Source organism: Nocardioides sp. Z38_18 (assembly GCF_058215695.1).
This window is the reverse complement of record NZ_JBZAJE010000003.1, coordinates 351,796-374,687: the sequence shown is the minus strand read 5'-3', so window position 1 is coordinate 374,687 and position 22,892 is coordinate 351,796. Positions and strand designations below refer to the sequence as shown.

Annotated in this window: 19 protein-coding genes; 5 read left to right on the top strand and 14 right to left on the bottom strand. The window is 69.9% G+C overall.

Features of this window, described 5'->3' with window-relative positions:
- Positions 1–83: 83 nt before the first annotated feature.
- From AC4BGC_RS21035 to AC4BGC_RS21025, 3 genes are all read right to left on the bottom strand, one after another.
- Entirely contained in the window at positions 84–1,445 is a 1,362-nt protein-coding gene (locus tag AC4BGC_RS21035; protein ID WP_490557523.1) for a Tim44 domain-containing protein, read from the bottom strand.
- Between the two features lie 593 nt (positions 1,446–2,038).
- Positions 2,039–2,359, bottom strand: a complete 321-nt coding sequence (locus tag AC4BGC_RS21030; RefSeq protein WP_490557522.1) for a PadR family transcriptional regulator — start codon at positions 2,357–2,359, stop codon at positions 2,039–2,041.
- Positions 2,356–3,360 carry a hypothetical protein gene (locus AC4BGC_RS21025; protein ID WP_490557521.1) on the bottom strand — a complete coding sequence of 335 codons (1,005 nt, stop codon included), beginning with the start codon at positions 3,358–3,360 and terminating at the stop codon, positions 2,356–2,358. Before AC4BGC_RS21025 ends, AC4BGC_RS21030 begins: the two co-directional genes overlap by 4 nt.
- Before the next feature lie 593 nt (positions 3,361–3,953).
- Between AC4BGC_RS21025 and AC4BGC_RS21020 the strand changes: the two genes are divergently transcribed.
- On the top strand, positions 3,954–4,763 hold the full coding sequence (locus AC4BGC_RS21020) for an SGNH/GDSL hydrolase family protein (RefSeq protein ID WP_490557520.1): 810 nt from the start codon (positions 3,954–3,956) through the stop codon (positions 4,761–4,763).
- A gap of 668 nt (positions 4,764–5,431) precedes the next feature.
- Here AC4BGC_RS21020 and AC4BGC_RS21015 read toward each other — a convergent pair.
- Genes AC4BGC_RS21015 through AC4BGC_RS21000 form a run of 4 tightly spaced genes read right to left on the bottom strand, consistent with a single transcriptional unit; the run spans position 5,432 to position 10,186 of the window.
- Positions 5,432–6,595, bottom strand: a complete 1,164-nt coding sequence (locus AC4BGC_RS21015; protein WP_490557519.1) for a lipid-transfer protein — start codon at positions 6,593–6,595, stop codon at positions 5,432–5,434.
- On the bottom strand, positions 6,592–6,984 hold the full coding sequence (locus AC4BGC_RS21010; RefSeq protein ID WP_490557518.1) for a MaoC family dehydratase: 393 nt from the start codon (positions 6,982–6,984) through the stop codon (positions 6,592–6,594). The genes AC4BGC_RS21015 and AC4BGC_RS21010 overlap by 4 nt, the downstream gene beginning before the upstream one ends.
- A complete protein-coding gene (locus AC4BGC_RS21005) occupies positions 6,981–7,967 on the bottom strand; it encodes a bifunctional MaoC family dehydratase N-terminal/OB-fold nucleic acid binding domain-containing protein (RefSeq protein ID WP_490557517.1) in 987 nt (328 codons plus the stop codon). The genes AC4BGC_RS21010 and AC4BGC_RS21005 overlap by 4 nt, the downstream gene beginning before the upstream one ends.
- Positions 7,964–10,186 (bottom strand): acyl-CoA dehydrogenase family protein, encoded by a 2,223-nt coding sequence (locus AC4BGC_RS21000; RefSeq protein ID WP_490557516.1) that lies wholly within the window; start codon positions 10,184–10,186, stop codon positions 7,964–7,966. Before AC4BGC_RS21000 ends, AC4BGC_RS21005 begins: the two co-directional genes overlap by 4 nt.
- Before the next feature lie 81 nt (positions 10,187–10,267).
- Here AC4BGC_RS21000 and AC4BGC_RS20995 point away from each other — a divergent pair, with 81 nt between their 5' ends.
- Positions 10,268–11,230: an alpha/beta fold hydrolase gene (locus tag AC4BGC_RS20995; protein ID WP_490557515.1), complete on the top strand. Its 963-nt coding sequence runs from the start codon at positions 10,268–10,270 to the stop codon at positions 11,228–11,230.
- A gap of 108 nt (positions 11,231–11,338) precedes the next feature.
- Here the strand turns inward: AC4BGC_RS20995 and AC4BGC_RS20990 are convergent, their stop codons facing one another.
- A complete protein-coding gene (locus AC4BGC_RS20990; RefSeq protein ID WP_490557514.1) occupies positions 11,339–12,775 on the bottom strand; it encodes a WS/DGAT/MGAT family O-acyltransferase in 1,437 nt (478 codons plus the stop codon).
- Positions 12,776–12,872: 97 nt separating this feature from the next.
- Here AC4BGC_RS20990 and AC4BGC_RS20985 point away from each other — a divergent pair, with 97 nt between their 5' ends.
- Entirely contained in the window at positions 12,873–14,132 is a 1,260-nt protein-coding gene (locus tag AC4BGC_RS20985) for an alpha/beta hydrolase fold domain-containing protein (protein ID WP_490548784.1), read from the top strand.
- Here AC4BGC_RS20985 and AC4BGC_RS20980 read toward each other — a convergent pair.
- Positions 14,118–16,253, bottom strand: coding sequence for an acyl-CoA dehydrogenase family protein (locus AC4BGC_RS20980; RefSeq protein WP_490557513.1), 2,136 nt, complete (start codon positions 16,251–16,253; stop codon positions 14,118–14,120). The genes AC4BGC_RS20985 and AC4BGC_RS20980 overlap by 15 nt on opposite strands.
- 148 nt (positions 16,254–16,401) lie before the next feature.
- Between AC4BGC_RS20980 and AC4BGC_RS20975 the strand changes: the two genes are divergently transcribed.
- Positions 16,402–17,046: a class I SAM-dependent methyltransferase gene (locus AC4BGC_RS20975; protein ID WP_490557604.1), complete on the top strand. Its 645-nt coding sequence runs from the start codon at positions 16,402–16,404 to the stop codon at positions 17,044–17,046.
- Here the strand turns inward: AC4BGC_RS20975 and AC4BGC_RS20970 are convergent.
- The 3 genes from AC4BGC_RS20970 to AC4BGC_RS20960 are packed head-to-tail and all read right to left on the bottom strand — an operon-like array spanning position 17,017 to position 20,112.
- The gene (locus AC4BGC_RS20970; protein WP_490557512.1) at positions 17,017–18,141 is read right to left on the bottom strand and encodes a prenyltransferase; all 1,125 of its coding nucleotides are present in this window, start codon (positions 18,139–18,141) and stop codon (positions 17,017–17,019) included. The genes AC4BGC_RS20975 and AC4BGC_RS20970 overlap by 30 nt on opposite strands.
- Positions 18,138–18,860, bottom strand: a complete 723-nt coding sequence (locus AC4BGC_RS20965; RefSeq protein WP_490548781.1) for a class I SAM-dependent methyltransferase — start codon at positions 18,858–18,860, stop codon at positions 18,138–18,140. Before AC4BGC_RS20965 ends, AC4BGC_RS20970 begins: the two co-directional genes overlap by 4 nt.
- Entirely contained in the window at positions 18,847–20,112 is a 1,266-nt protein-coding gene (locus AC4BGC_RS20960) for a glycosyltransferase family 4 protein (RefSeq protein WP_490548780.1), read from the bottom strand. Before AC4BGC_RS20960 ends, AC4BGC_RS20965 begins: the two co-directional genes overlap by 14 nt.
- Before the next feature lie 181 nt (positions 20,113–20,293).
- Between AC4BGC_RS20960 and AC4BGC_RS20955 the strand changes: the two genes are divergently transcribed.
- The gene (locus AC4BGC_RS20955) at positions 20,294–20,896 is read left to right on the top strand and encodes a TetR family transcriptional regulator (protein WP_490548902.1); all 603 of its coding nucleotides are present in this window, start codon (positions 20,294–20,296) and stop codon (positions 20,894–20,896) included.
- A 127-nt stretch (positions 20,897–21,023) separates the two neighbouring features.
- Here the strand turns inward: AC4BGC_RS20955 and AC4BGC_RS20950 are convergent, their stop codons facing one another.
- Both AC4BGC_RS20950 and AC4BGC_RS20945 read right to left on the bottom strand, forming a co-directional pair.
- Positions 21,024–21,602 (bottom strand): DUF6226 family protein, encoded by a 579-nt coding sequence (locus AC4BGC_RS20950; RefSeq protein WP_490557511.1) that lies wholly within the window; start codon positions 21,600–21,602, stop codon positions 21,024–21,026.
- A gap of 158 nt (positions 21,603–21,760) precedes the next feature.
- Positions 21,761–22,882: an MFS transporter gene (locus tag AC4BGC_RS20945; RefSeq protein WP_490557510.1), complete on the bottom strand. Its 1,122-nt coding sequence runs from the start codon at positions 22,880–22,882 to the stop codon at positions 21,761–21,763.
- Positions 22,883–22,892 lie beyond the last annotated feature (10 nt).

The following is a 22,892-nucleotide window of genomic DNA, read 5'->3' as shown; positions in this document are numbered from 1 at the left end:
CGACCAGGGCGAGCACGGCGAGCGCCGAGGAAGTGGCCCACGACAACTGAGCGCCGAGCGGTCATCGACCGCCCGGAGCCGGCTCAGGTCGAGCGCTCGACCGCCGACACCGTCCAGCCCCTCGAGGCCGCGTCGTCCAGGCGCACGGTGAACAGGAACGGCACCGTCCGCTCCGCGCGCGGGTCCCCGGAGACGACCTCCTCGGTCCCGCGGTCGACCTCGTAGTAGATGCCGTGGGCCGCGACCGCGACCTTGAACGCGATCGGCTCGCGCGAGACGAGCTCGCGGACCTCGATGCTGCGGACCGTGGCCGATCGCAGCACGGTGCGGTGGGGCGTGCGGATCGCGGTGAAGTCGAGGCTGCCGTCGTTGATCGCCCACTCCTCGAGGAACTGGTTGATCGCCACTTCGAGCACCGACTTGTCGAAGCGTGCGTCGACCAGGCTGAGGTCGCGGGCGGCGTCGTCGGCAGCGTCGGCCCACGAGATGTTCGTCATGGACAGCACGTCGCTGATCCCTGGTCCGGACGTGCGCTCGGCGACCTCGAGCAGTGCGTCGCGGCCCACCGCCTTCTGGTTCCAGACGTCGGTCTCGATGTCGTCGGTGAGGTGGTGGCTTCCGTCCTCGGCCTGCTCGATCCCGGTGACGACCCATTCGCCGCCCTGGTTCTTGCGCAGCGTCCAGTACTCCACCGGTCGCACCGAGCGGTCCTTGCGGGTCAGCCGCTCCCCGGTACGGCGGTCCACGACGTAGTCGTCAAGCGTCGCCGTGATCCGGAAGGTGACCGTGTCATCGGTCTCCCCGGCGCGGTTGGCCACGTTGACCAGCTCCACGCGCGGGCCGTCGAGGATGTCGACGACGTTGACCTGACCGCGCGCGGCGTACGCGCGCAGCTGCTCGGACCACTTGCCGTAGACAACCGGCGCCAGGATCTGGCGGAGCGTGGCCTCGTCGCGGTTGGTCCAGGCTCGCTGAGCGGTCACGTAGAGGTCGACGGCACGCCGTTGGAGGGCCTCGGTGTCGAAGGATTCGTCGGTGTCGGCCAGGGCGGCGACCTGCGCACCCACGGCGTTGGCACGAGCGCGCGCCGTCTTGTCGGAGCGGTGGGCGACGCGGTCGCTCGTGGTGTTCATGGTCCGCTTGTCGTGCCGTCGCTGGGACCGACTCCTGAGCATCAGGAAGACCACGAGCAGCAGGATGAGGACGAGCAAGCCGGAGCCGCCACCGCTCCCGAGGAAGAAGAACCCGGTCCCGCTACCGCGGCCGAGACCACCGCCGCCGCCCCTGAAGCCCCCGCCGCCACCGAAGCCGTGGCCGCCACCGCCACCCCGCGCGAACGCAGCAGTCGGTGCGAGCAGCAACGGCACGCTGACCAGCGCGAGCGCCCAGCCGAAGAATGCGGCCAGTCGGCGTAGCCGGGTGCGGAGAACAGATCGGGAGCTCATTGCGGGGCCTTCCCGGACATGGTGGACGTCGCCGCGCTCGGGTGGCGCTCAGAGCTTGCGTCCTGGATTCAGGTCCGGACTACATGGTCCCTCGCCTGACCAAGTCGCGGAACCCCGGCTCCTAGCTGCCCGCACCAGCTCGCTTCTTGGGTCCCCGGACTACCGGCGGTCACCAGCACGCGCTGGGCATCGTCGACCTGTTTGATAGACGCGCCGCGCGAAGGCTGATAGCTCCCGTCGCGCGGTAGACGGCAAGCGGCGGCGAACGCCGGACCCCGATTTCGGTTGATCAGGCCTTCGACGGCAGTCCCCACGAAAGTGAGGCAAGGCAAATCCCCGCGTCTATCCACCCAGAATGCAGCGACACGTTCCGTCGTCGAGTGCGTTCGGGCGACGCTGTCCACCGCGCAGTGTTGCCAGCCGCCTGCGAGTCGACCCGTCCCGAATGGAGCCTCCGGACGGGCGATCCCGGCCGCCGGTAGGGGCGCAGCGTGAAGAGGCGTACGAGCACCGCTGTGGGGTTCCTCGACGGACTGCTCGACCGGGTCGTTTCGGGGATCTCATGTCGACACCCCGCACCCAGGGGTCACCTTTCAGCCCGCGCGGCCGACTGTCTCCACCGCCTCCATGAACGTTTGCCACTGCGTGCCAAGTTCCTCGAGTTGCGTGCGTCCTGCGGCCGTGAGTTCGTAGACCTTGCGGGCCGGGCCCGACTCGCTCTGCTCCCACTGAGCCACGATCGCTCCCTCGTCCTGGAGGCGTACGAGCACGGGGTAGAGCTGCGCGCCCTTGATCGGCTGTAGTCCCGCAGCCACAAGAGCCTGCGAGATGCCGTACCCATGTCGCGGCGCGACCGCGAGCGCGCTCAGGATGAGCATCGGCAACGAGGCTCGCTGCCAGGCGGCCAGGCTCACTGCCCCTTCGCCCACGGTCGGTCGCCCCACCTGACGATCGGGGCGATGGCCCCGGCGAGCAGGAAGGCCACGGCCACCGGGATCGACATGACTCCCCAGCTCTGGTTCACGATCATGAGTGCCCCGATGGCCAGCGGAGCGCCCGTGCCGGCCACCGTGGACAGCCACCAGCGTCGCTTCCGCGCGGTGCGGTCTGCCGTGGCCACTTCGCGGGCCAGGGTCAGCGGGTGGCCGAACTCCGCAAAGGCCGCCGTCTTCCCCGTCACCAGCGACTGCTCGATCTCGGCGACGTGACCTCGGGCGGTGGTGCCCGGCACCAGATGAGCCCGCAGGCTTCCCCGGAAGCGACGCAGCCACTCGGCGTCGTCCCAGCCCTCTTGGGATTCCCGCTGGGTCATCCGACTCGAGGCCACGAGCGCAGCGACGCCCGGAGCAAGCATCCCCAAAGCCAGGAGTGGCATCGGCACGTCGCTCGCCGCGATGTGGCCGGCGCCCAGGCTCGCTGCGGAGGCGATGCCTGCGAGTGCGGCCGCGCCGGAGGCGATCAGCACTCCAACCGCCGCGGCCGAACGACCGGCAGCGAACAGCGCTCGACTGACGACCCAACCCACAAAGACGATCAGCACGCCGCCGGCGACCAGAACCAACGCGATGTCGATGTCGACCGACCAGCCCTCACGGACGATCAGGAGCAGCACTGCGACGATGCCGGCCCCCATCAAGGTGTTGCCGACCTCCCGCAGCACTGGCCGCAGGCCACCACCCAGGGATGCGCGTACCTCCTCGTCCACAGTCGCAAGCTCGGCAGCGTCTTCTGCCGCGAGCACATCGGCGTCTCCGAAGAGCTCGGCCGCAGGTACCTCCGCTTCGCGCACCGCGCTGAGCAGCTCATGCTCGCGCTGCTCGAGGGCATACGCCGGAACGTGCTTGTCCGCGATCGACATCCGGTAGCGCGCCACCCACCCCTGGTCCCTCACAGGCCATGCCGTCGTGTCCTTCATTGGGGCCCCCGGCGTGTATCTAGATCGAATATGTACCTAGATACAACCACGGCAGCCATACTCACGCAAGTTTCGCCGCCGCGGTTCGGTCGTGCGCGACTCAGGTTCGACTTACCGCCGCGATCGGGCGAATCTTCACCAACAGTTGGGCGTGCGCTGAGCCAGCCTGCCCGAGGAGGGCCGCCCGAGACGTTGCTCGGGCGGCCTGTAGGCGGCTGGAGCTCAGCCCTTCCCGAGAGTGCTGCCAGCCTTGGACTTGGAGCCCTTGGATGACGACGGAGACGCGAGCGCCTTGCCCGCCTTCGAGAGAGCGCCCTTGCTTGGCTTGCCCATTGCAACCACCTCCTTCCTGCCGACAGGAATACAGGAGGGGTCCGACACATCCACGGATTGAGGTCATCGGCGGCCACTCACGCCGGAAGTGAGTCAATCCACCGCGAGCTGGACGCACTGATCTGCTGAGGAGCGGTCGCTGGGTAGCGACAACTGGCACCAACCGTGACGGCCAGCGCCCATGTGCACTCGGTGCACAACTGGAGTTGAGTGCGAAAATGCGCTCGCTTTCGGACTTGTCCGGGGCGCATAGTAACGAAATGAAGGTGCAGATAAGTTCGGCCATCCTCGGCTTGCTGTTGGCCGCAAGCATCGCTGGATGTAGCGGCGGCGATGAGACTCCGACTGACGCGACGTCGGCGGCTGCTGAAGACGATCTACGCCTTGTCGTCATCGGGGACTCCATTGCCATGAACAACCCTCAGGACTGCGCAGGATGCGACGGCTTCGTCCAGCAGTACGCCGACGCAGCACAGACCGCGCTGGGAGAGAACGTCATCGTCACCAACTTGGCCGAGCGCACCAACCTCACGCTCCCCGAACTGGTCGAGGAACTGCCAGAACTGTCGGACGACCTTGCCGGCGCCGACCTGATACTGGTGGGGATCGCCCACAACAGCTTCGAGCTCAACGCCGACAAGCCCTGTGGCGCTTCGCTTGTCGACGACAACCCCGACTGGTCGGCAGTCACACCAGCTTGTGGGCGGCGCGCCGCGGCCGGCTTCGCAGACGACTTCAATGAGTTGTTCACGAAAGTGGCAGCGCTACGCGAGGGGCAACCGACCGTGCTGCGTGCACTGAACCGCTACGACGACTGGCGCGGAAGCGAAGGAGTCGCGGCCGCCGACACTGATCGGGCAAAAAGCTTGGTCGACAACTGGAACCGCGTGCTCTGCGACGCCGCGGCCCTGCACGGGTTCGGCTGCGTGGATCTGCACGCAGCGATGAACGGCCCCAACGGAACCACCTCCGCGATGCGACTGCTCTCTGATGGCGTGCACCCCAACCAAGACGGCCACGACGCTATTGCGGCCGCCCTCATCCGGGACGGATTTGCACCCTTGCGTTAGATGTCGGCGTCCAACGCGTAAGCAAGCTGTGGAAGACACGGATTCGGATAGTCAACACCCGCATCCGCGGCTGGGGGCCGGTTCGGAAGGTCGGGCCAACGCCGCTGCATAGCGAGAGCGTTCGCGGGGTACGGCTGAGCGCGAACATCCTCATCCTGCCGTGATCCGCGCGGTCGCGCTGATGACCGAATATCCAGTCGCGCCGTGAGACCCTCCGACTGTGTCGGACTACCGCTGGCAGGCTGTTGAGGCTGCTCGCCCCACCCTGGTAGACGCGTTCAGTGCCGATGGAGTCAGCAGGGTCGAGTACGTCGCGGCATTCCCAGACCAACAGCCATTCGCGGTGTGGCTTGGTACCGCCCCGGATTCCGAAGCCCAAAGGCTGCCTGCATCCCCGGCGGTCCACGGGTAGTGCACGATGTTCTCCATACGTGCGGATTCCAGTCGCAAGACCTCACGGGACTCAAGGTCGTCGTTCAGTCCTAGGAGGCAGTAGATCGCGACTACGCAGGGAACTGCTCTACGCGCTTCGCTGACGGCCGCATCTAATGGCTCCTACCTTCAACCGAGCCGCGCGGTCCAAGAGGGTGCGTCACACCGCCGCGAATGCGCCCACGGACCATCCGGGAGCGACTCTCGTCCCGCACGCTCCCACCACCGCGCGCGAACTACCGGCCCAGCACCAGCCCGGACGTCGGCACCCCGGTCCCGGCCGTCACCAGCACGTGGTGGGCGTCGTCGACCTGGTTGACCGACGTACCGCGCACCTGGCGCACCGCCTCGGCGATGCCGTTCATCCCGTGGATGTAGGCCTCGCCCAGCTGGCCGCCGTGGGTGTTCAGGGGCAGCCGGCCGCCGACCTCGATCGCGCCCCCGGCGATGAAGTCCGGGGCCTCGCCACGGCCGCAGAAGCCGAGCTCTTCGAGCTGCATCAGCACGTACGGCGTGAAGTGGTCGTAGAGCACCGCTGTCGCGATGTCAGCCGGGGACAGGCCCGACTGGCGCCACAGCTCGCGCCCGACGACACCCATCTCGGGGACGCCGATGTCCTCGCGGTAGTACGACGTCATCACGAACTGGTCAGCGGCACTCCCCTGCGCCGCGGCGAGGATCGAGACCGGCGTCTGCTTCAGCGAGGCGGCTCGTTCGGGTGTGGTGACCACGATCGCCACGGCGCCGTCGCTCTCCTGGCAGCAGTCGAGCAGGCGCAGCGGGTCCGCGATCATCCGCGAGGACTGGTGGTCCTCCAGCGTGATCGGGCGGCCGAAGAAGAACGCGTCCGGGTTCGTCGCCGCGTGCTTGCGGTCGGCCACCGCCACCGCGCCGAAGTCCTCGGAGGTGGCGCCGTACTCGTGCATGTAGCGGCGCGCCTGCATCGCCACCGTCGCGGCCGGCGTGGACAGCCCGTGCGGGTAGGTCCAGGCGTTGTCGAGGCCGTTGGTGTTCACCTGCGCAGCCGCCCAGTTCTGCACCTGGCCGAACCGCTGCCCCGAGCGCTCGTTGAACCCGCGGTAGCAGACCACCACCTCCGCGACACCGGTCGCTACCGCCATCGCCGCCTGCTGCACGGTGGCGCAGGCCGCTCCCCCGCCGTAGTTGATCCGGCTGAAGAACCGCAGGTCGCCCATCCCGAGCTCGCGGGCCAGTGCGATCTCCGAGCTGTTGTCCATCGTGAACGTGACCAGCCCGTCCACCTCCGTCGGGCTCAGTCCCGCGTCGGCCAGCGCGGCCAGCGTTGCCTCGCAGGACAGCTGGAGCTCCGAGCGCCCCGACTCCTTGGAGAACTCAGTGGCACCGATCCCGGCGATGGCCGCCTTGCCGGAGAGGCTCATCGGGAGACCACCACCTGGGCGTTGACGTGGTTGCCCAGCGAGACCGCACCGACCACGTCGATCGTCAGGGTTCCCTCGTCGACGGCGGAGACCGTGCCGGAGAACCGCACCGTGTCATAGGGGTACGCCGGGGCGCCGAGCCGCAACGCACAGGACTTGATCACGAACTCGGGTCCGATCTCCGCACGCGCCCACTCGCCCACATAGCGCTGCACCAGCCCGGTGGTGGTGAGGATGTTGAGGAAGATGTCCTTCGAGCCACGCTGGATCGCGAGGTCGCGGTCGTGGTGCACGTCCTGGAAGTCTCTGGTGGCCAGGGCCGTGGAGACGACCAGGGTCGGGGTCACGGGAAGCTCCCAGACCGGCAGCTCGGTGTCCAGCTCGGTCATCGGGCCACCCTCCAGGTCGGCAGCGTCGTCTCGTCGTCGAGCCGGTCGAAGTCGACCACCACTGCATCTCCGATCGCGAGCTCCTCGGGCGCGTCTGTAACGGTGGCGACCATCCGGACCCCTTCCTCGAGCTCGACCAGCGCGATCGTCAGCGGCACCTCGCGGCCGGGCAGCTTCGGCGCGTGATGGACCAGGAACGAGAAGATCGTGCCGCGGCCCGACGCCACGACGTACCCCCGGTCGGCGACGTGGCACGAGGGGCACATCGGCCCGGGCGGGTGCCGCAGCAGCCCGCAGACGTTGCACGACTGGATCCGCAGCTCGCCCTTGGCGGTGCCCTCCCAGAAGAACTCCGTGTCCCGGTTGCGCACCGGCCGGGTGATCTGGGAGCGGTCGGGTTCCTGGGGTCTCGACTGATCGCTCGCTGCGCTCGCTGCTCGACCGCCAGAAGACTGATCGCTCGCTGCTCGACCAGCGGCATGTGGCTTGAACTTCAGCACCCGGAACAGCATCGTCGCGACCAGCTCCCGGTCCTCCCCGGAGCCGACCCACCAGCTGTTCACCGTGGTGACGAAGTACCCCTCGCCGACGCCGGTCTTCTTCGGGCCGACCACCGACTCCAGCCGGGTGGTGATCGCGACCTGCTCTCCCTCGCGCAGGTAGCGCTCGTAGGTCTGGTCGCAGTTGGTCCCGAGCACCGAGGTGAACCCGGCGCGGTCCAGCATCTGCATGGTGCCGTGCAGCGGGTCGCCCTCGGGGCGGGTCGGGTCCAGGCCGTACATCGTCCACACCTGCGCCATCGCCGGCGGCGCCACACCCTGGGTGAACCGCTCGTCGGTCTCCCCGATCGCCTCGAGCCAGTTGTTGATCATCGGCTGGTTGACCGGGTCCCGGGCGAGCCGGGGCTCGGTCTCGCCGAGGGCCTTGAGTCGTTCGGCCTCGGCCATGATCCAGTCGTGGCTGCCGACCGGCGAGTCACTCATCGAGGCACCTTCGGCAGGCCGAGGCCGAACATCGCGATCAGCTCGCGCTGCACCTCGTTGACGCCGCCGCCGAAGGTGAGCACGAGGTTGCGCTTGGAGGTCGCGTCCAGGTATTCCGCCAGCTCCGCGGTCTCCGGGTCCGCCGGGTCGCCGTACGCCGTGACCACCCGCTCCAGCGCGAGACCGAGCGACTGCACCTCGTCGGAGGCGAAGACCTTGGACGCCGACGCGTCGGCCACCGCCTCCCGGCCGCTCGCCCCAGAACCGGCGACCTGCCAGTTGAGCAGCTCGTTGACCCGGAACGCCGCGGTCGCACGAGCGAGGGTGTCGCGTACGACGGGCAGCGACAGCAGCGGCGTACCGGAGGCGTCGGTGCGCTCCCGCGCCCAGGCGACGACCATGTCGCGCAGCCCCTCGATGCGCCCGGCCGGACCGAGCATCACGCGCTCGTGGTTGAGCTGGGTGGTGATCAGCCGCCACCCCTCGTTCACCTCGCCCACGACCATGTCGGCCGGCACCCGCACGTCGTTGAAGTAGGTCGCGTTGGTGTGGTGGGAGTGGTCGGAGGTGATGATCGGCGTCCAGGAGTAGCCGGGGTCCCGGGTGTCCACGATCAGCACGGTGATGCCCTTGTGCTTGGGGGCGTCGGGATCGGTGCGCGCCGCCAGCCACACGTAGTCGGCCGCGTGCCCGCCCGTGGTCCACATCTTCTGCCCGTTGACCACGTAGTGGTCGCCGTCGAGCCGGGCCGTGGTGCGCAGCGACGCGAGGTCGGTGCCGGCGTCGGGCTCGGAGTACCCGATCGCGAAGTGCACGTCGCCGGCGAGGATCCGGTGCAAGAACAGGTCCTTCTGCTTCTGGGTGCCGAACGCCTGCAGCGTCGGGCCGACGGTCTGCAGCGTCACCGAGGGCAGGTGTACGTCGGCCCGGCTGGCCTCGTTGGCGAAGATCTGCTGCTCGATGCCGCCGAGCCCCTTGCCGCCGTACTCCACCGGCCAGCCGACGCCCATCCAGCCGTCCTCGCCCATCTGGCGGATCGTGCGGTGGTAGGCCTCGCCGTGCCGGTCGGTCATCATCTCGCGCCGCGCCTCGGGCGGGACCAGGCCGGAGAAGTAGGCGCGGACCTCCTCCTTGAAAGCCCGCTGCTCGGGGCTCAGCTCGGCACCGGCGCCGGCGGTGGGCTGCTGCGCCGGCACCAGGGCCAGCGCGGCCTCGGTGCCGCCGAGCAGGCGGGCGATGTCCTTGACCCAGGCGAAGTAGCGGTGCAGCGGGTAGGTCTCGTCGACCCCCATCCCGCCGTGCAGGTGGTGGCAGGTCTGCAGTGCGGCGGGTGCCCGGTCGCAGAACCAGAACGCGCCCACGCCGAGGTCGTCGGCGGTCGGCTCACCGGCCACGACCCGGCGGGTCACCTCCTCGGCGGCCAGGGAGACCATCCGGGAGGTCACGTAGACGTCGGCGATCTGCATCGCCACGCCCTGGAACTCCGCGAGCTTGCGGCCGAACTGCACCCGCTCCTTGACGTAGCCCGCGGTCAGGTCGCGGGCTCCCGCGAGCAGGCCCTCGCCGTGCAGCAGCAGGCCGGCGACCACATGCTCGCGCAGCGACGCGGCCGCGCCGGCACCCAGCACCCCCAGCACCGGCGCCGCGTCGAAGACGTAGGTCGCCTCGGTCGTCCCGCGCGAGCCGGGGGTCTCGGTCCGGGTGACGCCGTCGGCGTCCGGGTCGACGAGCACGACGACCGCCTCGCCGCCCTCGGCGGTCGCGGTGACCATCAGCACCGTGGTGGTCTCCGGGAGGTCGCCGTACGCCGGCACGGCGAGCTTGCGACCGGTGAGGCGCTCGCCCTCGAGCCGGGTGGCGGGCCGCTCGGGCAACGCGACCCCGACCTCGTTGAGCGCCGGCGCGACCAGCAGCTCACCGGCGGCGATCCGCGGGATGAACGCCTCCTGCTGCTCCGGCGTACCGGACGCCTTCAGCGTCAGCAGGCCGGCGACGAGGGTCTCGCGGAAGGGCAGGTCCAGGGCGCGGGCACCCACCTCGCGCACCAGCACCGCCAGCTCGCCGAGACCCAGCCCCTCGCCGCCGTGGGCCTCGGGCGCGGCCAGACCGAGCAGGCCGGCCTCCGCGCACGCGGCCCAGCTCGCCCCGGTCTCCTCGGGGCCCTTCTCGACCACGTCGGTGAGCACGGATCGGATCTCGTCGGCGACCTCGTCGCTCATCTGGGCCCCTAACACGACAGAAACTGTAACCTGTTCTAGTCTAGGGACTGCCCGGACAACCGCAACCACGAGGACACCCCCATGGCCCGACTCGGCCAGTGTCTCCCCCGCCCCTTCAGCTCCCTGGCCGCTTCCGTGGGCGGTGCCCTGCGTGACCAGGTCGACGAGTTCGTCACCATCCCCCAGGTGGACATCCCCCAGGGCGCGTGGCTGGACCTGCCGCGCCGGGGACGCACCTGGGTCACCGACCTCGCCGGCCCGCCGGGGGCACCGGCGATCGTGCTGCTGCACGCGGTCGGGTGCACCGGGATGCTGACGTGGTTCCCCGTGGTGAACGAGCTCGCGAAGCAGTACCGCGTGGTCGTCTTCGACCAGCGCTGGCACGGACGCGGGATCATCTCCGAGAAGTTCTCGGTCCACGACTGCGCCGACGACGTGGCCGCCGTGATCACCGAGCTCGGGCTGCACCGGCCGATGGTGGCGGGGTACTCGATGGGCTCGGTGATCGCCCAGCGCGTGTGGCGCCAGCACCCGGAGCTGGTCGGCGGCCTGATCCTCGCCGCCACCACCGACCGGTTCCGCACCAACGGACGCGAGACCGCCTTCCACGCCGGCATGGAGGTCTCCATGGGCTCCCTGCGCGCCCTCGCCAAGTCCCGTGTGGTGCGCTCGGCGGCCAGGAGCACCGCCGAGGCCCTGGACATCGGCCCCACGGTCACCGGCCAGTGGGCCCTGAACGAGTGGCGCAGCACCACCCCCTGGGCGATGGCGCAGGCCGTGGCGGCACTGGGTCGGCACCACTCCACCCCCTGGCTGAAGCGGATCGACGTACCCACCGCGGTCGTCATCCCGGCGCACGACCACGTCATCCCCGCCGAGCGGCAGCGCGCGCTCGCGGCACTGATCCCCGGCGCCACCGTCCACGAGGCCCCCTGCGGCCACGCCGGCTGCGTGCTCCAGGCGGACAAGTTCGTGCCCGTCTTCGTGGAGGCGGTCGAGGGTGTCGCCGCGCGGATGCGGGACCGCGAGCGCGTCGAGGCCTGACGGCCGACCGGCTGGCTCGGGGGCCCTTTCCCACGCAATTGCTGGGAAAGTGCAGCCTGAGCGTCAAGTGCACTGACTTTTGCCAGCAATTGCGGGAACAGCGCGGGACTAGCCCGCAGCCTTCTTCCCCGCGGTCTTCTTTGCCTTCTTCTTCGGCTGTACGGCGGCGTACAGGTCGTCGAGCTCCTGGGGGAACTTCTCGGTCAGCTTCCAGGGCTGGGGCACCAGCTCGCGGCAGCCGATCGCGCCGACGTGCATGTGCTTCTCGCTCGACATCACGGTGATGTTCAGGCCGGCGCCGTGCATGATCGGGCCGAGCGGGTAGAGCCCCTCGATCCGGGCGCCCATGAAGTACAGCGGCACCGGCGGGCCGGGGACGTTGGAGATCACCAGGTTGTGGATCACCGGGCCGGAGTCGGCCAGTCGCAGCGAGGAGACCATCCGCACCGCGAGGCCGAAGGTCCGCGGCGCCGCGAACTCCGCCCAGTCCTGCAGGGTGTCGGCCGGGATCGCCTTGTGGTGCTCCTTGGCGTTGCTGTTGGCCGCCGAGACGACCTTGAGCCGTTCCAGCGGATCCGCGATGTCGGTGCCCAGCCGGGAGAAGATCGTGGAGACCTTGTTGCTACCCCCGCTCTTCCTCGACTCCTCGCGCACGGAGACCGGCACCGTGGCGAGCAGCGAGGTCTCCGGCAGCTCGTCGCGCTCCTCGAGGTAGCGACGCAGCGCCCCACCGGAGACGGCGATCACCACGTCGTTGACGGTGGCGCCCTCGACGGCGTTCTTGATCTCCTTGATCTTCGTCAGCGACATGTCCTGCAGGGCGATCGTGCGGTGCCCGGTGATGGTGCCGTTGAACGAGGTGCGCGGCGCCGTCAGGGGTGCGGCCATCGCCGTACCACTGCGGGCGCGGTCGATGGTGCGGGTCAGCAGCCCGGCGGTCGGCGCCACCATCTTGGCCGCCGCGACCGGCTTGGTGAGGTTGGTGAGCACCCCGCGGGCGAGCAGCTCGGCATCGCTCGGCGTGCGGGGCTGCCTGGTCCCCTCGGCCGACTCCAGCGGCGGCGCCTCCGGCTCCAGGCTGCACATGTAGGAGATCGCGTTGGCGCCCGAGACCCCGTCGACCGTGGAGTGGTGCATCTTGGTGAACACCGCGATCTTGCCCGACTCGAGCCCCTCGATGACGAAGAACTCCCACAGCGGCCGGGAGCGGTCCAGCGGGATCCCCGCGATGTGCCCGCAGAGCTCGGCGAGCTCGCGCTCACCGCCGGGGCCCGGGACCGCCATCCGGTGCATGTGCCGGTCGATGTCGAAGTCGTCGTCGTGGACCCACACGGGGTGGTCGATGCCGAGCGGGACCTGCTTGAGCTTGCGGTGGAACATCGGTACGTCGGTGATCCGGCGCTCCAGCTCGTCCTTGAACGTCTCGTAGTCGTAGCCGCCGGCGATCGTCTCCGGGTCGAGCAGGATCACCCCGCAGACGTGCAGCAGCTGGGAGGAGGTCTCCAGGTAGAGGAAGCTTGCATCGAGTCCGCTGAGACGTTCCATGCGCGGAGTGTAGGACCGATCTGGAACACGTTCTAGTTGCTGTCCGCGTCGGGCTTCTCACACCACCTGACCCGCGACCCGCCAGTAACCTGCAAGCATGTCCTTTCGCCGTCGTCAGCTCGTCACCGCGCTCCTTGCCGCCAACGCCATCCGCCCGATCAACGGCCGCGCCACGATGATCCCGTCGTTCTTCGCCGGCTGGATGGCCAGCGAGCTCGCTCCCCAACTGCTGCTTGCCACGGCCGCGGACACCGCCGCCGAGCTGACCGTACGCCGCAACCGACCCGGCCACCCCAGCCGATCCGGGCTCGCGCTCGCCGCCGTCGCGGGCGCCGGACTGACCTACCTCGCGGTGAACGCCAACCGCTCCGCGAACCACGTGGAGAGCACCCTGCGCGACGGCCTCGGCGACGACTACCTCGATGACCTCGAGGAGCCGCCCAGTACCGAGGACCTCAAGACCCGGGTCCGCGAGGTGGCCCGGCCGTTCAAGATGGCCAGGCCGGGCGTGGAGGTGATCCGCGACGTCAACTACACCGCCGGGGGCAAGCGCGCGCGGCTGGACATCTACCGGGCCAAGGACACCGACCTCAGCAAGGCCCCCGTGCTTGTGCAGGTGCACGGCGGCGCCTGGACGATCGGCACCAAGGAGCAGCAGGGCCTGCTGCTGATGAACCGGATGGCCGAGCACGGCTGGGTCTGCGTGGCGATGAACTACCGGCTCGCCCCCAAGCACCCGTGGCCGGCCCAGATCATCGACGTCAAGAAGGCGATCGCGTGGACGCGGGAGCACATCGCCTCCTACGGCGGCGACCCCGACTACCTGGTGATCACCGGCGGGAGCGCCGGCGGCCACCTCGCCGCCCTGGCGGCGCTCACCCCCGGCGACCCGGAGTTCCAGCCCGGCTTCGAGGCCGCCGACACCAGCGTCGCGGGCTGCGTGCCGTTCTACGGCGTCTACGACATGGGCGGGATCACCGAGGAGAAGCACGCGGTGATGCTGCGCGACCTGTTCCTGGCCCCCCGGGTGTTCAAGAAGGACCCGGTCAAGGACCGCGCGGAGTTCGTGAACGCCTCACCCCTGGCCCACGTCTCGGCCGACGCACCGGACTTCTTCGTGCTCCACGGCACCAACGACTCACTCGTCGACGTCCGGCAGGCACGCTCCTTCGTGGCCAAGCTCAAGGAGCGCTCCGAGGCGACGGTGACCTACGCCGAGTTTCCCGGCGCCCAGCACGCATTCGAGGTGTTCGGGTCGATCCGCAGCCACCACGTGATCCGGGCCGTGGAGCGCTGGCTCCAGCACCACCGTGCGGCGTACCTGCGCCAGGACCCGCAGACCTCAGCCGCGGGGTAGCCCGAGGATCCGCTCCCCGGCCACGTTGCGCAGCACCTGGGTGGTGCCGCCGGCGATGGACAGGCAGCGGGTCAGCAGCAGCTGGTGCACCGCCTCGCGGGAGAGGTCGTCGCCGCTGAAGACGCGGTCGCCGAGCAGCTCCACGACGAGCTCCGCGGAGTCCTGGCGGCTGCGTACGCCGACCAGCTTGGCCACGCTCGACTCCGGCCCGGGCCCCTGCCCCGCGATGGAGCGCAGCGTCGCGCGGGCACCGAGCAGCGCGACCACGGTCGCCCAGGCCACGGTCCGGCCGATCTCGACGCGGTGCTCACCTGCCTCCGGTGCGTCCTCGCCGGACGCGAGCAGCCCAACGGCCCGCTCGACGGACTCCGAGAGCCGCGCCCCCGCCATCGCCACGCGCTCGTTGGCCAGGGTGGTCCGGGCCAGCTTCCAGCCGCCGTCGACCTCCCCGACCACGCAGTCGTCGGGGACGAAGACCTCCTCGAGGAAGACCTCGTTGAACATCTCCTCGCCGGTCAGCTCGCGCAGCGGCCGGATGTCGATCCCCCCGCTGGCCATGTCGAGCAGGAAGTAGGTGATGCCGGCGTGCTGCTTGCCCTCCGTGCTGGTCCGCGCCAGGCAGATCCCCCACTGCGCCTCCCGCGCCAACGAGGTCCACACCTTCTGCCCGGTGAGCAGCCACCCGGGGCCCCGCGCGTCGGTCGAGACCCGCACCGCCCGGGTCCGCAACGCAGCCAGGTCCGAGCCGGCACCGGGCTCGCTGAACAGCTGGCACCAGCTGATCTCGCCGCGCAGCGTGGGCCCGACGAAGCGCTCGCGCTGCTCCTCGGTGCCGTGGGCCAGGATCGTGGGTGCGGCCCAGCCGCCGATCTTCAGGTCGGGGCGCACCACCCCGGCGCGCGCCAGCTCCTCGTCGATGACCAGCTGCTGCACCGGGTCCGCGCCGAGCCCGTGGGGCGCGGGCCAGTGCGGCGTCAGGTAGCCACTCTCGGCGAGCGCAGCCCGCTGCTCCCCCGCCTCCAGGCCCGCGATCCGCAGCACCTGCTCGCGGACCTCGGCCCGGAACGCGTCGCTCTCCCCCAGGTCGATGTTCAGGCTACGGCGCACGTCGCTCGCCGCGAGGTCGGCCAGCCGGGCGGCGTACGCACTCGTGGGTCCGAGCAGGCTGCGCAGCGCGACCGCCCGCCGCAGGTAGAGGTGCGCGTCGTGCTCGTAGGTGAACCCGATCCCACCGAGGACCTGGATGCACGACTTCGCCACCGACACCGCCCCGTCGAGGCACACCGTCCCGGCGACCAGCGCCGCGAACTCGTGCTGCTCGGGGTCCTCGGTCGCGGCCCGGGCCACGTCCCAGGCGGCAGCGGTCACCGACTCGCTCTCCTCGAGCATCTCCGCGCACAGGTGCTTGATCGCCTGGAAGGCACCGATCTTTTGGCCGAACTGCTCCCGCAGCCCGGCGTACTCCACGGCCATGTCCAGGCACCACCGGGCGATCCCGGAGGCCTCGGCCGCCGCGAAGGTCAGCAGCAGTCGTCGTACGCCGGCCGCGTCGACCGGGACCTCCACGAGATCGGCGACCGGGACGTCGTGGAGCTCGACGGCACCGACCGTGCGGGACAGGTCGGGCGTCGTGCCCGGGTGCACCGTGAGCGCGGAGACCGGCACCACGAACCACCGCTCCCCCGCACCCACCAGCACATGCGTGCTCGTCGGGGCATCGGCTACGACCGCGATGCTCCCGTCGAGGCGGTCGTCGCGGATCGTGAGGGTGGGCCGCAGCCCGATGCCGACAGTGATCTCGCCCGTGGCGATGCCGGAGCGCAGCTCCGAGTCGTCGACGAGCAGCCCGGCGACCGTCGTGGACAGCAGCCCGCCGGGCACCAGCCCGTGTGCGGCGGCCTCGAGCGCCACGGCCTGGTCGAGCAGGGAGCCGCCACCACCGGCCGGCTCCGGCAGCGCGATCGCGCTGAGCCCCATCTCGGCCGCCCTGCCCGACCACTCTCCCAGCGCCTCGGCGGAGCCGCCCCCGGACCGCACCGCCTCGGTGGTGGACTGCCCCTTCGCCCAGGCGAGCAGCGAGCCGGCCAGCTCGACGTGGTCGTCATCGATGCCGATGGGCACGGGAACTCCTCGGTAGTCATTTGAGCCTGTCGAAACCAGACGCCGGTCGAGCTCGTCGAAACCCCACCCAAACTAGAACGTGTTCCAATCATGCCATGGGCTGGCCGGCCCCGACCAGCACGCTGGCTAGGCTGCGGCCGTGACCCAGATGCCCGCCGACCTGCTCGTCCGTGCCCGCGAGGCCAAGGGGTTCATGCCCGCCGACGAGGGCGCGTTCCTGTTCGAGACCGCCGCCAAGCACCTCACCGAAGGACCGGCTCTCGAGGTCGGGACCTACTGCGGCAAGTCGGCGGTCTACCTCGGGGCCGCGGCTCGCGAGGCCGGCAGCGTGGTCTTCACCCTCGACCACCACCGCGGGTCCGAGGAGAACCAGGCCGGCTGGGAGCACCACGACGCCACCCTCGTCGACCCCGAGCTCGGCCTGATGGACACGTTGCCGGTCTTCCGCCGCACGATCGCCCTCGCCGGGCTCGAGGACGAGGTGGTCGCGGTCGTCGGCCGGTCCACCACCGTCGCCGCCCACTGGCGTACGCCGCTCGCGCTGCTGTTCATCGACGGAGGGCACGCCGAGGAGCACGCGCAGAACGACTACTCCGGGTTCGCCCACTGGGTGCAGCCCGGCGGCGTGCTGGTGATCCACGACGTCTTCGAGCGTCCCGAGGACGGCGGCCAGGCGCCGTACCACGTGTGGCAGCGCGCCGTGGCGAGCGGCGCCTTCGAGCCCGTCGCGACCGTCGGCTCGATGCGGGTGCTGCGCCGCAGCTCAGGCGCGGCCGGAGAGCACGTCGGCTGAGGCCTTCGTGCAACCGCACTCCAGGCCGATCTCCCGGAAGTGCGCAGCCAGCGTGTCGCCGCGCATGATCCCGGAGGCGGGCGAGGTGCGGGAGAGCTCGTCGGCGGCCAGGATCACCGCGGCCGCCGTGTAGGTGGTCTGCTCGGCGGGCCAGAACACCTCGTCGGGGTAGACGTAGCCGGTCCAGTAGCTGCCGTTCTCGTGACGCAGGTGCTGCATCTCGGCGAAGAGCTGCAGGGCACGCTCGTGGTCGTCGAGGGAGTCCAGCGCCATCACCAGCTCGCAGGTCTCCGCACCGGTCACCCACGGGTTGGTGTCGACGCAGCGGATCCCGAGGCCCGGCACGACGAAGTCGTCCCAGCGCGTCGCGATCAGCTCATGACCCGCCTGGCCGCGGACGGCCCCACCGAGCACCGGGTAGTACCAGTCCATCGAGAAGGAGGACTTGTCCAGGAACCGGTCCCGGTGCTCGCGCAGCGCGTGTCCGAGCCGCCCACCGGCGATCTCCCACTCCGGCTGCGGCTCACCGACCAACTCCGCGAGGGCGACCCCCGCACGCAGCGACTGGTAGATGCTCGAGGAGCCCGCGAGCAGGGCCTCCCGGTTGACCGAGGCAGGGCCGTGCTCGTCCCACTCCTGCGACCAGGCGATGCCACCGAAGGGCAGCTGCATCCCGACCACGAAGTCCAGGCCACGGCGTACGACGGGCCACAGCCGGTCCACGAACCCGCGGTCACCGCGCAGCATCCAGTGGTGCCAGAGCCCCACCGCGAGGTAGGCGCACATGTTGGTCTCGCCGCTCGCGTCCTCGACCTCGCCGGCGACGATCTTCATCGGCCAGGAGCCGTCGTCGCGCTGGGTGCGCCGGCACCAGTCGTAGGCCGCCTCTGCCGCTTCGACCTCACCGGCGACCAGCATCGCCATCCCCGCCTCGACGTGGTTCCACACGTCGACGTGCTCTCCCGTGGTCCACGGGACCGCACCGTCGGGCTCCTGCATCCCGGCGATCGAGGCTGCCGTCACCGCGACCTGGGCGCTGGTCAGCACTCCCGGGACGGACGGGATGTCGTGGGGCGCGGTCGTGCTGCCCGTCATGCCGGCTTTCGCAGGTAGAGCACCATGCTCTTGCCGATCAGCGGGTTGAGCACCTTCTCGGCACCGCGGGTCAGCGTGCTCCACCGCGGCGTCTTCATGATGTCCCACACCAGCACCTGGTGGTAGGCCTTCACCAGCGGGTTCTGGTCGTTGGTAACGCCGACCGCGCACTTGATCCACCAGTACGGCGAGTGCAGGCCGTGGGCGTGGTCCTTGCCCTCGAAGATCATCCCGGCGTTGACGAGCTTGCCGATCAGCTCCTTGTCGGAGTAGATCCGGATGTGTCCGCCCGGCACGTTGTGGTAGTCGTCAGAGAGCTTCCAGCACACCATCTCCGGGAGCCACCGCGGCACCGTGATCGCCATCGTGCCGCCGGGCCGCAGCACCCGGACGAGCTCCTCGATCGCCTGGATGTCGGCGGGGATGTGCTCGAGCACCTCGGAGGCCACGACGCGGTCGAACTCACCGTCGGCGAAGGGCAGCGCGAGCGCGTCCCCCTCCTTGATGTCGGCCTCGGCGCCCTCGGGGACCTCGCCGGCCTCCTTCATCGCGCCGAACAGCTCGAGCACGTTCGCGAGCTCGTCGGCGTCCTGGTCGAAGGCGACCACGTCGGCGCCGCGGCGATACATCTCGAACGCGTGCCGGCCGGCACCGCAGCCCATGTCGATGACGCGGTCACCGGGCTTCAGGCCCAGGCGTTGGAAGTCAACGGTCAGCACGGGTGGGCTCCTCATCGGTCGTGGGGTTGGTGGTGGTGATGACCTCGTCGTACGCCGCGGCCGTGGCCTCGGCCACCGCACGCCAGCTGAACGTCTCGAGGACCCGGCGGCGACCCGCTGCGCCCATCCGCGCGCGGCGCTCCGGGTCGTCGAGCATCGCAGCGATCGCGCGCTCGAGCTCGCCGACGTCGCCGGGGGTGACCAGGTCGGCGCACTCGCCGTCGGGGCCCACCACCTCGGGGATGGCGCCGGCGCGGCTGACCACCAGGGGTGTCTCGCAGGCCATCAGCTCGGCGGTCGGCAGCGAGAAGCCCTCGTAGAGCGAGGGCACGCAGGCGACCTCGGCCGAGCCCATCACCTCGACGAGCTCGCTGTCGCTGATGCCGCTGACGAACGTGACGTGGTCGGCGATGCCGAGCTGGTCGATCAGCTTCTCGGTGCGCCCGCCCGGTGTCGGGCGGGTGACCAGCAGCAGCTGGACCTCGCGCTCGGTGCGCAGCTTGGCGAACGCCTCCAGCAGGGTGGCGATCCCCTTCATCGGGGCGTCGGCGCTGGCCATGGCCACGATCCGGCCCGGGACCCGCGGCTTGGTCGGCGGCACGAACACCTCGTCGACCCCGAGCGGGATCACCTGCAGGTTCGCCGGGTCCACCCCGAAGTCGGTGATGATGTCGCGGCGGCTGGACTCCGAGACGGTCAGGATCTTGCCGACCGAGCGAGCCACCTTGCCCTGCATCTTCAAGAAGCCGTACCAGCGGCGCAGGGTCAGCTTCTTGCGCCGCGTCGGGGCCGCCTCGATGTCGATGCGCCGGTCGAAGGTGATCGGGTGGTGGATGCTCGTGATCAGCGGGAGCCCCATCTTCGCGATGTCGAGCATTCCGTAGCCGAGGACCTGGTTGTCGTGGACGATGTCGAAGTCGTCGAGCCGGTCGCGGAGCAGTCGGGCGGCCCGCTTGGAGAACGTCTTCGGCTCCGGGAAGCCGGCCGTCCACATCGTCAGCACCTCCTCCACGTCGATCAGGTCGCGGATCTCCGACGGCTTCGGCGTACGGAACGGGTCCGGTTCGCGGTAGAGGTCCAGGCTGGGCACCTTGGTCAGGCCCACCCCCGGGTCGAGCTCGGGGTAGGGCTGACCCGAGAAGACCTCGACGGTGTGCCCGAGTGCGGTCAGCTCACGGCTGAGGTGGCGGATGTAGACGCCCTGGCCGCCACAGTGTGGCTTGCTGCGGTAGGACAAGAGTGCAATGCGCAAGAGGCGCCTTCCTGGAGCTGCCAACGAAGAGCGATCCCGGACTGGGACCGACCTGCTGGTACTGAAACGTGTTTCTATTATGCCGGAACCCACTGGTAGCCTTGGACTGCAGGTCCGAAGCACAAGCCTCCGGACGATCACCACGAGAATCGGCCCCCGGGAGGTTGAGATCTTGGCCACCGTGAGCTCGCTGACCTATGACGACCTTGGGTCAGCCGCGCAGCGAGACCGCAGACGCCGCATTCTTGACGCCACTGTGGCACTGGCGTCCAAGGGCGGCTTCGACGCCGTCCAGATGCGGGCCGTCGCCGAGCACGCCGACGTGGCACTCGGGACGCTCTACCGCTACTTCCCCTCGAAGATCCACCTGCTCGTCTCCGCGCTCGCGCGGCAGTTCGAAGAGACCGAGGCCAACCTCGGTCGCAAGCCCATCCCCGGCGACACCCCGGCCGACCGGGTCACCCACGTGCTCACCCGGGCCACCCGTGGCCTGCAGCGCGAGCCCCACCTGACCGAGGCGCTCACCCGGGCGTTCATGTTCGCCGACTCCTCGGTCGCTGGCGAGATCCACGTCGTCGGACTGCGGCTGACCTCGATGCTGAACCGGGCGCTCCAGGGCGACCAGTACGTCGAGGGCGCCCACCCCACCGACCGCGAGATCGCCGTGGCCCGCGTGATCAGCGACGTCTGGCTCGCCTCCCTGGTCGCCTGGGTCACCGGCCGGATCACCGCCGAGCAGGTCACCGAGCACCTCGAGACCGCCGTCGAGCTCATCCTCCGCTGACACCTCGCCGACCGGGCACAAACGTCTCGCCGTAGCCGCCGACCGGGCACAAACGTCACGTCGTACGGCGTCGACCGGGCAGAAACGTCACCTCGTACGGCGTCGACCGGGCAGAAACGCCCGGCTCTCAGCGCACCCGCCACGGTCTCCAGTGCACCGAAAATGCGTCTCCGCGTACGTCGGCACTCGCCGTCGTGTCGTGGCGATCCCCCGACTCGTAGCCCTGCTCCATCCATGGGCCGTGGTGCAACAGGTCGCCAGGACGCGCCACATGGGGTCGGCGGAACTCGTGGAACCCGCCGACGGCGAGGGCGACTAGCTCGTCGAGCTGCTCGATCATGGAGTCGGCATTCTGGTCGCACGCGTCGCAGAAGCAGTCGGGGATCGGCTCAGCCACGGCTGAACCCACGGCGACGACAGCCTGGACACCCCCCTCGAACGAGGCCCTGCCCAGCAGCAGGCTGGCGCGCCCGGGGCCGTCAGGCTCGATGGCAAAGCTGCTCTCAAGTGGTCCGGTCACCGCGAGGAGCCGCTGCCGCTCCGGCATCGTTGTCGTTCTCCTCCGACACTCGAGCTTCGTGACCAAGGTCGCGGGAAGACGGTCCAACGCCTGGCCGAACGGTGCCGTGACGGCGGCCAGGTCCCGCGACACCCGCGAGTACGCGTCGTCGTCTGGAGCGTCGTCGCTGAACCGGATCGCTGGCATCGCGACACCCTAGGCTCGGTCGAGACATTTGTGCCCGGTCGGCGCACACCAGCGGGACACATTTGCCCGCTCGGCGAGCTACAGCGGGACGCAATCGTAGAGCTCATCTTCCGCTGACACCCCGCCGACCCGGGGCCTTGGGCCGCGACCGAAGCGGGTCAGGCTGCGAGGTTGGCTGGTGGCCGTCTCAACGGTACGAGCAGCAGGCTGCCGGCGACAGGCAGTGCCGAGACGAGAAGGAACGCGGTCGGGATGGTGGTCGCGGCGGCGACCAACCCCAGGAGCAGGGGGCCGGCACCGAGTCCGAGGTCGATGAAGATGCTGGTGGTCGCCGCTGCGCTGCCGCGCTCGTGTGCCGGAACGCTGCTGAACACGGCAGCGAAGATCGCAGGGGTGAGAAATGCACTCGCACCTGCCAGGGCGATGGTGCCCGTGATGAGTCCGACCGGCGTGCTGATTGCTCCTACCACCAGCAGGCCGGCGCCAGCCACCCCCAGCGCGACTGCGGCCAGACGCAGTGGCGGGACCCGGTCCGGCAGGCTGGCGAACGAAAGTCGCAACACGACGACGGTGGTACCGAAGACCAGGAGCACCACGCTCCATGCCTCGATCCCGACTTCGCGTGCTTGCAGAACCGTGAAGGCGAGAAAGCCGGACGTGGTCGCAACGCCGCTGAACAGCGCGGCGCCGGGAACGAGCGCGCTGCGCTGCAGCAGCGCGCTGGGCGCGGTGACAGGTGCGGTTGCGGGTCGGGTTTCCGGCACTTGAGTCGCGGCGGTGGCGGCGAGCGCCGCGAGGACCGCCGCCCCGGCCCAGACCAGGTGGAACCCTCTCCAGTGCAGCAGCCCTTGACCGATCAGCGGCCCGGCCGCGAGACCGACGTAGAGCGCCAGGGAGTTCAAGCTGAGCGCCTCGCCGGCACGCCCCGGGGGTGCCAGGTCGGCAAGGGCGGCGAAGCCAGCGACGAAGTAGAGCGCCTCCGCCGCTCCCAGCAGTGCCCTGAGCGCGACCAGCGCGACGACGGAGGTGACCAGGTAGTGACCGAGGATCCCGATCGCGAACAGGGTCGAGCCACCGACCAGCATCTTCCGCCGGCCACGCCGGTCGCTCCAGCGACCCGCGTACGGTCGAAGCAACAGGGTCGTGGCGCTGAACGATCCCATCGCGATGCCGACACCGGCTTCTTCTGCCCCGAGCGGTCCGGTGGCGAACAATGGTGTGACCGCGATGAGCATCCCGGTCGCGGTGAAGTAGGCAAGGTCGGAGATCGTCAGCGCCACGAACGCCGGC